This window comes from Parageobacillus caldoxylosilyticus, from assembly GCF_019272935.1.
GTDB lineage: Bacteria > Bacillota > Bacilli > Bacillales > Anoxybacillaceae > Saccharococcus > Saccharococcus caldoxylosilyticus.
Genome location: NZ_CP040553.1, coordinates 3,674,931 through 3,688,435 on the forward strand (window position 1 = coordinate 3,674,931; position 13,505 = coordinate 3,688,435).

General features: G+C 45.4%; 12 protein-coding genes. 10 read left to right on the forward strand and 2 right to left on the reverse strand.

Translation table 11 applies throughout. The features are described 5' to 3' along the window. Nucleotides 1–219 precede the first annotated feature (219 nt). Complete coding sequence (locus tag BV455_RS18665; protein ID WP_042408014.1) at nucleotides 220–849, reverse strand: DUF2238 domain-containing protein; 630 nt, start codon at nucleotides 847–849, stop codon at nucleotides 220–222. Between the two features lie 332 nt (nucleotides 850–1,181). On the opposite strand from BV455_RS18665, the gene BV455_RS18670 reads away from it, so the two are divergent. The 9 genes from BV455_RS18670 to BV455_RS20725 all read left to right on the forward strand — a co-directional run bounded on the left by BV455_RS18670 (nucleotide 1,182) and on the right by BV455_RS20725 (nucleotide 10,757). Beyond that, a complete protein-coding gene (locus tag BV455_RS18670; RefSeq protein ID WP_071532920.1) occupies nucleotides 1,182–1,259 on the forward strand; it encodes a YjcZ family sporulation protein in 78 nt (25 codons plus the stop codon). A gap of 206 nt (nucleotides 1,260–1,465) precedes the next feature. Beyond that, the gene (locus BV455_RS18675; protein ID WP_155835554.1) at nucleotides 1,466–1,636 is read left to right on the forward strand and encodes a hypothetical protein; all 171 of its coding nucleotides are present in this window, start codon (nucleotides 1,466–1,468) and stop codon (nucleotides 1,634–1,636) included. Between the two features lie 166 nt (nucleotides 1,637–1,802). After that, nucleotides 1,803–2,687, forward strand: a complete 885-nt coding sequence (locus BV455_RS18680; RefSeq protein ID WP_061579183.1) for a diacylglycerol/lipid kinase family protein — start codon at nucleotides 1,803–1,805, stop codon at nucleotides 2,685–2,687. Between the two features lie 176 nt (nucleotides 2,688–2,863). After that, a complete protein-coding gene (locus BV455_RS18685; RefSeq protein ID WP_042408022.1) occupies nucleotides 2,864–3,046 on the forward strand; it encodes a DUF255 domain-containing protein in 183 nt (60 codons plus the stop codon). 444 nt (nucleotides 3,047–3,490) lie between these two features. After that, the gene (locus BV455_RS18690; RefSeq protein WP_218687545.1) at nucleotides 3,491–5,551 is read left to right on the forward strand and encodes a thioredoxin domain-containing protein; all 2,061 of its coding nucleotides are present in this window, start codon (nucleotides 3,491–3,493) and stop codon (nucleotides 5,549–5,551) included. Nucleotides 5,552–5,643: 92 nt separating this feature from the next. Further along, entirely contained in the window at nucleotides 5,644–6,063 is a 420-nt protein-coding gene (locus BV455_RS18695) for a CoA-binding protein (protein WP_042408072.1), read from the forward strand. Nucleotides 6,064–6,226: 163 nt separating this feature from the next. Further along, on the forward strand, nucleotides 6,227–8,197 hold the full coding sequence (gene parE, locus BV455_RS18700) for a DNA topoisomerase IV subunit B (RefSeq protein WP_061579180.1): 1,971 nt from the start codon (nucleotides 6,227–6,229) through the stop codon (nucleotides 8,195–8,197). After that, the gene (parC, locus tag BV455_RS18705; protein ID WP_061579179.1) at nucleotides 8,197–10,638 is read left to right on the forward strand and encodes a DNA topoisomerase IV subunit A; all 2,442 of its coding nucleotides are present in this window, start codon (nucleotides 8,197–8,199) and stop codon (nucleotides 10,636–10,638) included. The genes parE and parC overlap by 1 nt, the downstream gene beginning before the upstream one ends. Next, nucleotides 10,635–10,757 carry a hypothetical protein gene (locus BV455_RS20725; RefSeq protein ID WP_255212263.1) on the forward strand — a complete coding sequence of 41 codons (123 nt, stop codon included), beginning with the start codon at nucleotides 10,635–10,637 and terminating at the stop codon, nucleotides 10,755–10,757. Before parC ends, BV455_RS20725 begins: the two co-directional genes overlap by 4 nt. Before the next feature lie 274 nt (nucleotides 10,758–11,031). Here the strand turns inward: BV455_RS20725 and BV455_RS18715 are convergent, their stop codons facing one another. Next, nucleotides 11,032–11,730, reverse strand: a complete 699-nt coding sequence (locus BV455_RS18715; protein WP_061579178.1) for a MerR family transcriptional regulator — start codon at nucleotides 11,728–11,730, stop codon at nucleotides 11,032–11,034. A 283-nt stretch (nucleotides 11,731–12,013) separates the two neighbouring features. On the opposite strand from BV455_RS18715, the gene treP reads away from it, so the two are divergent. Then, entirely contained in the window at nucleotides 12,014–13,429 is a 1,416-nt protein-coding gene (gene treP / locus BV455_RS18720) for a PTS system trehalose-specific EIIBC component (protein ID WP_218687546.1), read from the forward strand. Nucleotides 13,430–13,505 lie beyond the last annotated feature (76 nt).

The following is a 13,505-nucleotide window of genomic DNA, read 5'->3' on the forward strand; positions in this document are numbered from 1 at the left end:
ATTTCCCCCTCCCAAATAAACAGGGTGTTTTCTGGGAGAGAAAACACCCTCTTCGTTTTACTTTCTATCAAATGAACTAGCGATGAACTGAATCGTTACAAAATTTATTTGTATAAAAAATTAGAAGAACTCCTTTGTTTTTACATGGTCTTTATTTCATTTAGACGGACTCCCCTTATTTCAACCGAAACGGCTAAAATAAGGGGAGCCCCATCTTTTTTATTCTTTTACTACTTCTTTTTTTAACAGTCTGTTATGTAGTTTAGAAAAGATAAACAATGCAACAATGGAGCCGATCAAGCAGCACAACATATCCCATTGAGTATCCCAAATATCGCCTTGGATTCCTAAAAAGTTTTTAGCTGCTTCTCCTCCCTTAGATATTTTAGAAACTAACCATTCGATAATTTCGTACAAAGCAGCGATGGCCAGCGACATGCTTAGGACAATGGCAACTAACCAAGGACCTTTCGTTAATGGAGTTTTTCGCAATAAAATTTCTCTCAGCACAATCGCAAATAAGCCTTTAAGCAAATGCCCAAATCGGTCGTAATGATTTCGCTTTAAGTCATAAGCGTCCTTGATCCAATCAAAAAGCGGGACTTTGGAATAGATATAGTGACCGCCGACGAACATCATAATGGCTAGAATAGTAATAATGACATAAGAGAGAGTAGTAAAACGAAATTTATTGTATGATGCGATGACGATGATCAAACCGACAACGGCAGGACTAACCTCCAGGAGCCATGTCCGGTAACTTGCTGGTTTGATCGCTGACCAAATAAAAACGGCAGTAACAACCAATAGTAAAAATAGATGAATTTTGATACTTCCACCTTTTCCCACGTTCTTCACTCCTTTAGGGAAGCGCTTTACTTACAGTATTTCACCCACATCCATTTTCATGCATTGCATATAGCTTCTTCGTTACGCGAAGAACGAACGACTTTGGCTTGTACAAATTGATTTTGGTTAAACAAGCGGAAATTTAAGCGGGATGCAATTGGAATGACAAATAATAATGGATGTAATCATTATTAGAAATGCAATGAATTAGATAAAAGCGGAATTTTCTTATCCGTTGGGGAATTTGTCCAATCTAACTCTTTTTTAAAAACATACCTTAAAATCAAGGAGCACAATAGTCATCCCCCAATACTCCATAGGAGGTGTTATAGATGAGCGCTTTTGCCTTAGTTGTTGTCCTATTTATTTTGCTTATCATTGTAGGATGTTCTTGTGTTGGTTTCTATTAATTCTCCACAAGGTGACACGAAACACCTCTTAAATCCCTCATTTCATCAAAATCAGTGGTTTCGTGTATGGAAAAGGAAAAGGGCAGATTTAATGATCTGCCCTTTTTCAAAATAGCCACTTGGACAAACATTTATGAATCCAGCCTATGAATGAATCGTGTATTTCGCGACCCGTAAGTTGGCAATTATCACGGGATAAATACTTTGTGAATATGGAAGCAGCCGGTTGGTTCGCAAGATTTTTTCATGAAACAACGGTTTCTTTGAAATCTTGTCTGGGGGAATATTCCTGCCATTTCAATCATTTGTATTTTGAAGTGATTCTCAAGCGTATTCGTGTAATTGTTTCACCAGATAACGTCAATGCAGCTGTTTGAATATTTTTCTTATCAAAGGGAAAATTTTTATTAAAAAATAGACGGTAAAATGGTAAAATTAGTGAAAATAGTCCTAGTTTGGAATGATCTTTTTAACCACAATAAACCGATTTCCGCATATTCTTCAAGACTATTGCCATCTCTAATAAAAAGGGAAGATCTATTTATGTATTATTTTATCGTCAATAAAATCTCGGGAAACGGAAAAGGACTAAAAGTTTGGAAAAAGGTTGAGAAGTTGCTTCAAGAGAAACAGGTAAATTATCAAGTGCGGTTTACCGAACGGCCAAAACATGCGGCAGAAATCGCTCGGGGGTTTTCTTCTCGAAGATGTTTTGCTGTTGTTGCCATAGGCGGAGATGGTACCGTCCATGATGTTGCAAACGGGTTAATCAATGCAAATATACCTTTGGGTGTTATTCCTGCAGGATCGGGAAATGATTTTGCAAGGGCTCTTGATGTACCAATGGACTATAAAAAGGCGCTGGAACGTGTATTAACAGGAAAGCAAAGAAAAATTGATATTGGAAGAATTGGTGAAGAATACTGTCTCACTATAACAGGGATCGGTTTTGACGGTAAAGTCGCCGAGGTAAATAATGCTTCTAAATATAAGAAATGGTTGAATTTCATTAGATTAGGTGATCTTTCGTATGGGCTTAGTTTCTTGCATGTTTTATTCAAATATCGTCCTGTCAACATTCAATTAAAGGTTGATGGGAAGAACCTAGCTTTTTTTAATGTATGGTTAATTGCCATTGCCAATATCCCGAATTACGGCGGAGGCATTAAAATATGTCCGGATGCTTGTTATAATGATGGCCTTTTCGACATTTGCATCGTACACAGCATCACAAAATGGGATCTGTTACGCACTTTTCCAAAGGCGTATAAAGGCAAACACGTTTTTCATTCTGGTGTAACCATGATAAAAGGAAGACAAGTAGAAGTGGCCTCTGAATGGCCGGTTATTGTACAAAGCGATGGCGAGATTCTCACTAAAACTCCGGTGAATGTGACGATTCAGAGGGATGCATTACTTATCATTTAAATAGGGAACGATAACCGTAAAAGATTTTTGATCTGCTTAGGGAGGACAATACCGAAGCTGTCATCAGATGCAAAGTATATTTCATTTTTGAATTGGTATTTCTGTTTAGGAAAAAATTTTTGACGAGATTTCCGGGCCAGAGCTATTTTTATACTCATAAAAGGAAGTGTTACATAATGAAGAAATATCTGGAACGGGAACGTTATAACGAAAAATATAATTGGTTAGTGATGTCGAAAAGTCCTTATTTGAAGCAGCATGAAACAAATCCTGTCAATTGGTTGGAATGGTTGCCAGAAGCGTTTCAAAAAGCAAAAAGGGAAGGGAAGCCAGTTTTCCTGTCTATCGGCTATTCCTAGCCCTCGAACAGGGGGCTTGGAATAGAAAGGTACCGTCAAGAATTTTGTGTAATATAATGGGGGTTAGGGTTTCTCTGAAATGGATTTAGAATAAATAGGGAACTAGTTTTCTCCGCACAGGAGACTGAATATTCAGTCTCCTGTGCGGGGGAAACCACCCTACTATCCGTTCCAAATCCATTTCAGAGATACTCCATCTATCTTGCATACATAAAATTCCTGACGGTACCGAATCTTGGATAGGGTGTTTTTCGGGTTCTACTTTGGAGGGAGTTTTTTTATGGCTAAGTTTATCTCTTTCGTATACATGGTAATGATTGTAATGGGATTTGCTCATCAAATAGAGAAGGGGGCACTGTTACTTTTGAAATTAAATGACTAGCTAAAGAAAGTTGGTGTCTTTTTTCTTTTTACGGTAATATGGAAAAAAGGAAGGTGTGAGAGATGGAGACAAACAAAAAACCAAACCGACTCATTCGTGAAAAGTCACCGTATTTGCTGCAGCACGCCTATAATCCCGTCGATTGGTATCCGTGGGGGGAGGAGGCGTTTGCAAAAGCAAAAAAGGAAAACAAGCCGATTTTTTTGTCAATTGGCTACTCGACTTGCCACTGGTGTCATGTAATGGCGCACGAAAGTTTTGAAGATGAGGAAGTCGCGGCGATCTTAAATGAAAAATACATATCGATTAAAGTCGATCGCGAGGAGCGCCCTGATATTGATTCTATTTATATGCGTGTATGCCAAATGCTGACCGGGCATGGCGGCTGGCCGCTCAGCGTGTTTTTGACGCCGGAAGGGAAGCCGTTTTATGCGGGGACGTATTTTCCGAAGCGGAGCCGCTACGGACAGCCGGGGTTTATCGACGTACTGACGAAGCTTTATCACAAATATCGGGAAAATCCGAACGAAATCGAGCGGATGGCCGAACAAATCACCGAAGCGCTCCGGCAGTCGGTCCAAACGGCGGGCGCGGAGCGGTTGTCTTTCGAAGCGGTGGAAAAGGCGTACCGTCAGCTTTCCGGCAGCTTTGATACGGTATACGGCGGCTTTGGCGGCGCGCCGAAATTTCCGATTCCACATATGCTGATGTTTTTAATGCGGTATTATCAATGGAAACGGGATGAACGCGCGCTTTTGATGGTCGAAAAAACATTAAATGGCATGGCCAACGGAGGCATTTACGATCATATCGGCTACGGCTTTGCCCGCTATTCGACCGATGCGATGTGGCTTGTGCCGCACTTTGAGAAAATGTTGTATGATAACGCGCTTTTAGCCATCGCGTATACGGAAGCGTATCAATTAACGAAAAACGAACGATATAAGGAGATTGCGGAACAAATTATTGAATTTGTCAAGCGGGAAATGACTTCTAATGACGGTGCGTTTTATTCAGCGATTGACGCTGATTCCGAAGGGGTGGAAGGAAAATATTACGTATGGGCGCCTGATGAAGTGATCAACGTGCTTGGTACAGAACTAGGCGAACTGTATTGTCGCGTTTACGATATTACCGAAGAAGGAAATTTTGAAGGGAAAAACTTGCCAAACCTCATTCATACAAGAATGGACCGCATCGCAAGACAATATCGCATGGCGGAAGAAGAGCTGCACGAAAAGCTCGAAGAAGCAAGAAAACGGCTGTTTGCCGAGCGTTCGTTGCGCGTCTTTCCGCATGTGGATGATAAAATATTAACGGCATGGAACGCGCTGATGATCGCCGCGCTGGCGAAAGCGGCAAAAGTATATAAGCGCCGCGACTATTTACAGATGGCGGAGCGCGCGCTGTCGTTCGTCGAAACGAACCTTTTTCAAAACGGGCGGCTGATGGTGCGCTATCGTGACGGGGAAGTGAAACATAAAGGAATCATTGATGACTACGCGTTTCTCGTCTGGGCATATATCGAAATGTATGAAGCGACGTTGGTGTTGTCGTATTTACAGAAAGCGAAAGCATGTACGGAGCAAATGATCAGCCTTTTTTGGGATGAAGAGCATGGCGCTTTTTTTATGACCGGAAGCGACGCGGAGGAGCTCATCGTTCAGGAAAAAGAAATTTACGATGGCGCGCTGCCATCGGGAAACAGCGTCGCCGCGGTGCAACTGATTCGCCTGGCAAGGCTGACAGGTGATTTAACGGTATTAGAAAAAGCAGAAACGATGTATAAAGTCTTCCAACGTCAAGTGGAAGCATACGAAAGCGGCCATACGTTTTTCTTGCAAGGGTTGTTGCTTCTCGAGGCTCCAACCGTCGAAGTCGTTTTGTTTGGAAAACAAGGCGACGAAAAACGGGAGCAATTGATTCAGAAGTGGCAGGATGCGTTTGTGCCAAACGTTTTTCTGTTAGCGGCGGAACTCCCGGATGATTTTGCGAAGATCGCTCCATTTGCAGCAGAATATGAACCGCTTGGGGAGGAAACGACCGTGTACGTGTGCGAAAATTTTTCCTGCCAACAGCCGACGACGGACGTAGAGTCTGTTGCCAAGCAGTTGTTTGAATGAGCTTTTTGTAAATGTTTTCAAAACTGCTAGCAGGATTCTGCGTATTCATGGAGAAATAGTACGGCAAAGACAAAGTGAAGGAGAGAGTGCTTATGCCAATTACCAATCCAAGCAGGGAAGAGATTGGAAAAATTTTACGGAAGGCAAAACGCATCGCCGTCGTCGGATTATCCGACAACCCGGAACGGGAGTCGTACATGGTGGCGAAAGCAATGAAAGACGCGGGTTATGAAATTATTCCGGTCAATCCAATGATTGAACAGTGGGAAGGAATTCCTGCTGTTAAAAAGTTGACTGATATTGAAGGACATGTTGATATCGTCAACGTTTTCCGTCGTTCCGAACATTTGCCGGAAATCGCCCGCGAATTTGTCCAAATTGACGCCGACGTCTTTTGGGCGCAGCTTGGTGTCGTCAATGAGGAAGCCTATGAATTTTTAAAAGAAAAAGGGTATACGGTTGTGATGGATCGCTGCATTAAAGTGGAACACGCGTTAACGAAACAACATTGAGTGGAATGGAAACGACCATCTTTTTAGATGGTCATTTCCATTTTTAGAGGGAATTTTGTCGGAAACGGTAAAATAAGCGTAGACGCTGGCGAATTTTATGTTACAATAAAACAGAAACAGATAGAAACAGATGTTCTTGTTTTTGGTTGAAAGGGGTATGCATGTGGCAAAACAATCCGTATATGAATACAACGATGATGCGATTCAAGTGTTAGAAGGACTCGAGGCAGTTCGAAAACGGCCGGGAATGTATATCGGCAGCACCGATAGCCGCGGACTGCATCATCTGGTTTATGAAATTGTCGACAATTCTGTTGATGAAGCGTTAGCGGGATACGGAAATTATATTCTCGTAAAAATACATAAAGATAATAGCATTACCGTCCTTGATGAAGGGCGCGGCATGCCGACGGGAATGCATAAGCTTGGCAAACCGACGCCGGAAGTGATTTTAACGGTTTTACATGCCGGCGGAAAGTTTGGCCAAGGCGGCTATAAAACGAGCGGCGGCTTGCACGGGGTCGGCGCATCGGTCGTTAACGCGTTGTCGGAATGGCTTGTGGTGACGATTCATCGCGATGGTTTTATTTATCAGCAACGTTTTGAGAATGGCGGAAAGCCGGTGACGACGCTTGAAAAAATCGGAACGACGAACAAAACGGGGACGATCATTCAATTTAAGCCTGATCCAACGATTTTCAGCACGACGACGTTTAACTATGAGACGTTAAGCGAGCGTCTGCGTGAATCGGCGTTTTTGCTAAAAGGGCTGAAAATCGAGCTCGTGGATGAACGGACCGGGATGCGCGATGTATTCCATTATGAAAATGGGATTGAAGCGTTTGTCGCCTATTTAAACGAAGATAAAGATGTGCTTCATCCGGTTGTCTATTTTGCCGGGGAACAAAATGGGATTGAAGTCGAATTTGCCTTTCAGTTTAACGACGGCTATTCGGAAAACGTATTGTCGTTTGTCAACAATGTGCGCACCAAAGACGGCGGCACGCATGAAGCGGGCGCCAAGACGGCGATGACGCGCGTCTTTAATGAATATGCGCGCAAGACGGGGCTGTTAAAAGAAAAAGACAAAAACCTCGAAGGCACCGACATCCGTGAAGGGCTGTCGGCGATCGTTTCGGTGAGAATTCCGGAGCACCTATTACAGTTTGAAGGGCAGACAAAAGGAAAACTGGGGACGAACGAAGCCCGCTCCGCCGTCGATGCGATCGTATCCGAGCATTTAACGTACTTTTTGCAGGAAAACCCAGACATTAGCACGATGCTGATTAAAAAGGCGATCCGGGCATACCAGGCGCGCGAGGCGGCCCGCAAAGCGCGCGAGGAAGCGCGAAGCGGGAAAAAGCGAAAAGGGAAAGAAACGGTGTTAAGCGGAAAATTAACGCCGGCGCAATCGCGCAATCCGAAAAAAAACGAATTGTATTTAGTGGAAGGGGATTCTGCGGGCGGCTCGGCGAAACAAGGGCGCGACCGCCGCTTTCAGGCCGTATTGCCGCTGCGCGGAAAAGTGATTAACACGGAAAAAGCGAAGCTCGCCGATATTTTAAAAAATGAAGAAATCAGCACGATTATCCACGCGATCGGCGGGGGCGTCGGACCGGACTTTTCGCTTGAGGACATTAACTATGACAAAATCATCATCATGACGGACGCGGACACGGACGGCGCCCATATTCAGGTGCTGCTGCTGACGTTTTTCTACCGCTATATGCGGCCGCTCATTGAAGCAGGAAAAGTATATATCGCTCTTCCGCCGCTCTATAAAGTAAGCAAAGGCAGCGGCAAAAAAGAAATTGTTAAGTACGCATGGACCGATGCGCAGCTAAAAGAAATTACGAAGAAACTTGGCAAAGGCTATACGGTGCAGCGCTATAAAGGGCTTGGCGAAATGAACGCCGACCAATTGTGGGAAACGACGATGAACCCGGAGACGCGCACCCTCATTCGCGTGCGCATTGAAGATGCGGCCCGAGCGGAGCGCCGCGTCACCACGCTGATGGGCGATAAAGTTGAGCCGCGTCGCAAGTGGATTGAAGCGAACGTTGCATTCGGATTAGAAGATGATCCAAATATTTTAGATCATGAGCACGTATTTGTCGCAGGAGGGGATTACTGATGGCAGAAAGGCTGCTAGACTTACCGCTGGAGGACGTGCTTGGCGACCGCTTCGGCCGTTACAGCAAATACATTATTCAAGAACGGGCGCTTCCCGATGTCCGTGATGGGTTAAAACCGGTGCAGCGCCGCATTTTATATGCGATGTATATCGATGGAAACACGGCGGATAAGCCGTTTCGCAAAGCGGCGAAAACGGTTGGTAATGTGATCGGAAATTTTCATCCGCACGGCGACTCGTCCGTCTATGAAGCGATGGTGCGGATGAGCCAGGACTGGAAGTTGCGCAACGTCTTGATTGAAATGCACGGCAATAACGGCAGCATTGACGGCGACCCGCCGGCGGCGATGCGCTACACGGAAGCGCGCCTGTCGTCGATTGCCGCCGAATTGCTTCGCGATATTGACAAGCAGACGGTCGAATTTGTACCAAACTTTGATGATACGACGAAAGAGCCGGTTGTGCTGCCGGCGATGTTTCCGAATTTATTAGTGAACGGATCGACCGGCATCTCTGCCGGATATGCGACCGAAATCCCGCCGCATCCTTTAGGGGAAGTCATTGACGCCGTATTGATGCGAATTGACAAGCCCGCTTGCACGGTCGATGAGCTGATGACCGTGCTTCACGGTCCAGACTTTCCAACCGGCGGCATTATTCAAGGAAAAGATGGCATTAAAAAAGCGTATGAAACGGGAAAAGGGAAAATCATCATTCGCGGCAAAGCAGCGATTGAACAAGGAAAAGGCGGGAAAAAGCAAATAATCATTACAGAGCTTCCGTATGAAGTCAATAAAGCGAACCTCGTTAAAAAAATCGATGAACTTCGCTTTGACAAAAAGCTCGACGGCATTGCCGACGTCCGCGACGAAACGGACCGCACCGGGCTGCGCATCGTGATTGAGTTGAAAAAAGACGCCGATGCGGAAGGCATATTAAACTATTTATACAAAAACACCGATTTGCAAGTGCCGTACAACTTTAATATGGTGGCGATTCATCAGCGCCGGCCGAAGCTGCTAAGCCTTCCGGAACTGCTTGATGCCTATATTGAGCACCGCAAGGAAGTGGTGACGAACCGCTCGCAATATGAGCTGAAAAAAGCGCACGAGCGCCAGCACATCGTCGCAGGCCTGATGAAAGCTTTATCCATTTTAGATGAAGTAATCGCAACGATCCGCGCTTCCCGCGATAAGCGCGACGCCAAAGACAATTTAATCGCCAAGTATGAGTTTACCGAAGCGCAGGCCGAAGCGATTGTATCGCTGCAGCTATACCGCTTAACAAACACTGATATTACCGCGCTAAAGCAGGAAGCGGAAGAACTAGAAAAGACGATTCAGGAACTGACTGCGGTTTTAAGCGAGGAAAAAAAGCTGCTTTCCGTCATTAAAAAAGAGTTAAAAGCGATGAAAAAGCAATATGCCGATGAGCGGAGAACGAAAATTGAAGAAGAAATTGAAGAAATTAAAATCAACTTGGAAGTCATGATTCCAGCAGAAGACGTAATTGTCACCGTCACAAAAGAAGGATATGTGAAACGAACGAGCTATCGTTCGTACAGCGCGTCGAATGGTCAAGATTTCGGCATGAAAGAATCGGACCGGCTGCTCGCGCAGTTGCAAATGAACACAACCGACGTATTGTTATTGTTTACCCGCCGCGGCAATTATCTGTATTGTCCGGTTTATGAGCTGCCGGATATCCGCTGGAAGGACGTCGGCCAGCATATTGCCAATCTCATTCCGCTCGAACGCGACGATGACATTATCGCCGCAGTGCCGGTCAAACAATTTACTGAAGCGTTAAGCCTTGTGTTTGTCACGAAACAAGGCATGGTAAAACGAACTGAGCTTGCGCAATATAAAGTGCAGCGCCATACGCGGCCGTTCGTGGCGATGAATCTTAAAGAAGATGATGAAGTGATACACGTATATAGCACCGATGGTAAGCAAAGTTTATTGCTTGTGACGAATCAAGGATACGGATTATGGTTTGACGAAGCGGAAATCAGCACCGTCGGTGTGCGCGCCGCCGGCGTGAAAGGAATTAATTTAAAAGAAGGAGATTACGTCGTTTCCGCGCATCCAGTCGCGGGCGAAAAGGAGCGGTATTTAGTCATCGCCACCCAGCGCGGGGCCGTGAAAAAAATGCCGCTTAGCGAATTTGAAAAAACATCGCGTGCCAAACGCGGCGTCGTTATGCTCCGTGAGTTAAAGACAAACCCGCATCGGATCGTTGCTTCCGTGTTAACGGCGGATGAGGATGAGACACTATTCATTCGCACGGAAACGGGGACGGTCGAGACGCTTTCGGCTGCATCGCTGCGCAGTTCCGACCGCTACAGCAACGGCTCCTTTATCATCGACAGCGATGAAGCCGGAAATGTTGTTGATATGTGGAAGGCGCCGTCCAAGCTAGGAAAAGAGGAAATGGAATGAGATTTAAGCGTCAAGAGCCATTTCGTTATCAGTTTGGCCAGCCGCTCGCATGTTTGTTGCGCGTGGCGGGAATTGGCGGGCAGCAGAAGGAGGAAGAATACATCGGCTTATATTCATAATCTTAGCCCGCACGGAATGAAGCTAGAAATCTTGCAGCGCATCCCTTATGAGCATGGTAAGACGACGGTGGAGATCGCTTTTTCGATCAACAATGCACCTCTTCGTTTTTTCGGCAAGATCGTTTGAGAGAAACCGTTCGGGCGGACGCATTATTATGGGATGCGCTTGCTCGTGTCCGCTGAAGAAGAAATGCTTATTCGCGAAATCAAGCGGCACGCCGCGCTTTATCGCAAACGAAAATAAAAACAACTCGGCTTCCTGCCGAGTTGTTTTTTACCAAAATTTCCACCATTTATTTGAACGTTTCGCGCTGGCGCCAGCCGCCGCTTGGCGGAAAGAAAGGACGAGTTCGCGAAATGCTTTTTCCCGCTCGATAATTTGTTCTTCGAGGCGTTTTCGCTCTTGCTCCTGTTTTGTTTTTTCTTCCTGTAAAAACGTAGCGACATTTTCGAGATGTTCATGGATTTCTTCGGTTTCCTGTTGCAACGTTTTTGCATATTGCGCTAATGAATCGCAAACGGTTTGCTTGGTAGCAGCAGACTGTTCTTGAATCTCATTCATATAGGATTTCACTTCGTTCATTGCCTGCTGCAAAACTTCCGTCGTTTCTTTTTTCAGCGCTCCGACAATTTCTTCTTTCATTCGCATTGCCAACTGCTCCGCTATGTATTGGGCATCGTGACGTGAAGAACGGGGAGCGTCAATAATTTCCCCTTCCATGACGGGCAGATCCAGTTCCATTTGCTGTGGCTGCTGTTTGAAATGACGGATAATGTCTCGTTTATGGCGCCCATTCGCCAGCCATTCTTTAATATGGCAAAACTGCGTTAGCAGCTCTTCTGTATAAATGCGAGCCCCTTGCTGGGTACGGGGGATGGTCACGCACTCGGCAAACTCTTTTTCCCACTGTTTCAGTATGTGTGGCGCTACCCCCAATTTCTTTGCCGCCTCGCGAAGCGTATATGTCTTCATCTGTGTTTGTCCATCCTTTCCTCACGATTTTTTCTCTATTTATTTTCCAACTAGTAAAGTTATTTTCCTGCCGGTTGACAAAACATAACAAAAGAAGTGGAATTTAGAGAAAAACTAACATGCATGTCGAAAAACGAACATACATGTTGAGAAAAAATTGTTGACGAACCTGTATATACAGGTTAAAATAAACATGACTTGTATATACAGGTTTTTTGAAAACGGTTGCTGAAAGCGGTTTAGTTGGTTTCGAGGCTACATGAGAGGAAGAGGAGGCTTTCTTATGGGGGCATATCAACAATCCGTTGAAAAAATTGTCAAAGCGGTTGGCGGGAAAGAAAATATTATCGCCGCTACCCATTGTGTGACGCGGCTGCGATTCGCGTTGAAAGATGAAGGAAAAGTAGATAAAGAAGCATTAGAAAGCATCGATATTGTGAAAGGATCATTTTCCGCGAACGGCCAATTTCAAGTTGTAATCGGTCAAGGGCTGGTGGATAAAGTATATGACGAAATGGTCGAAGTAACGGGAATCGGCAGGGCGACCAAGCAAGAAATTAAAGACGCCGCCGAAGCAAATTTAAATCCGCTGCAGCGCGCCATTAAAACATTGGCCGACATTTTTATTCCGATTTTGCCGGCGATCGTGACGGCCGGTTTGCTCATGGGGATTAACAACATATTAACAGGCCCGGGCATTTTCTATGAAGGCAAGTCGTTTGTGGAAGTGCATAAAGAATGGGCCGATCTTGCGGGCATGATCAACTTAATTGCCAATACGGCGTTTGTGTTCCTGCCAGGCTTAATCGGCTGGTCGGCCGTGACGAAATTCGGCGGCAGTCCGCTGCTAGGAATTGTTCTTGGTTTAATGCTGGTCCATCCAGATTTGTTAAACGCATGGGGATGGGGAGCAGCGAAAGAAAAAGGAGAAATTCCGATTTGGAATTTGTTTGGCTTGGAAGTGCAAAAAGTCGGCTATCAAGGCCAAGTGTTGCCAGTGCTGGTTGCATCGTACGTGCTAGCAAAACTCGAGCTGTTTTTGCGCAAGCGCATCCCAGATGCGTTCCAGTTGCTGCTGGTTGCTCCGCTCGCGCTGCTAATTACAGGGTTTTTAGCGTTTATCGCGATTGGACCGATTACGTTTGCGATCGGTAATGCGATTACGCACGCATTTGTGACTATTTTTGACAATGTTCCAGCGATCGGAGGCTTTTTATACGGAGCGTTATATGCGCCGCTTGTCGTGACGGGAATGCACCATACATTCTTGCCGGTTGACTTGCAGTTGATTGCCAACACAGGCGGCACGTTCCTCTGGCCGATCCTCGTCATGTCCAACATCGCCCAAGGCTCAGCGGCATTGGCGATGATGTTTGTTGCCAAAGATGAAAAATTAAGAGGTCTTTCCTTTACATCGGCGGTATCCGCATATCTTGGCATTACCGAGCCAGCGATGTTCGGCGTGAACTTGCGCTTCCGCTACCCATTCATCTCAGCGATGACGGGGGCGGCGATTGCCGGAATGTTTATTACGTTAAATAAAGTCATCGCGCCATCGATTGGGGTTGGAGGCTTGCCAGGATTTTTATCGATCGTGCCGCAAAAATGGGTGCCGTTCTTTATCGGCATGGCGATCGCAATCATTGTTCCGTTTATTCTAACCTTTGTACTTGGCAAAGTTCGCAAAGCGGACCGTTAATGACAGTCAATCTATACTATTGAAACTATGTTTTAAATAATCAATCGAACATACCATTGGTGCATCCCCACCAATG

Excerpts from the sequence above, each read along its gene's own strand:
- BV455_RS18670 (WP_071532920.1), top strand. The coding sequence starts at position 1,182 with ATGAGCGCTTTTGCCTTAGTTGTTGTCCTATTTATTTTGCTTATCATT.
- BV455_RS18680 (WP_061579183.1), top strand. The coding sequence starts at position 1,803 with ATGTATTATTTTATCGTCAATAAAATCTCGGGAAACGGAAAAGGACTA.
- BV455_RS18685 (WP_042408022.1), top strand. The coding sequence starts at position 2,864 with ATGAAGAAATATCTGGAACGGGAACGTTATAACGAAAAATATAATTGG.
- BV455_RS18690 (WP_218687545.1), top strand. The coding sequence starts at position 3,491 with ATGGAGACAAACAAAAAACCAAACCGACTCATTCGTGAAAAGTCACCG.
- BV455_RS18695 (WP_042408072.1), top strand. The coding sequence starts at position 5,644 with ATGCCAATTACCAATCCAAGCAGGGAAGAGATTGGAAAAATTTTACGG.
- parC (WP_061579179.1), top strand. The coding sequence starts at position 8,197 with ATGGCAGAAAGGCTGCTAGACTTACCGCTGGAGGACGTGCTTGGCGAC.
- BV455_RS20725 (WP_255212263.1), top strand. The coding sequence starts at position 10,635 with ATGAGATTTAAGCGTCAAGAGCCATTTCGTTATCAGTTTGGCCAGCCG.
- BV455_RS18715 (WP_061579178.1), bottom strand. The coding sequence starts at position 11,730 with ATGAAGACATATACGCTTCGCGAGGCGGCAAAGAAATTGGGGGTAGCG.
- treP (WP_218687546.1), top strand. The coding sequence starts at position 12,014 with ATGGGGGCATATCAACAATCCGTTGAAAAAATTGTCAAAGCGGTTGGC.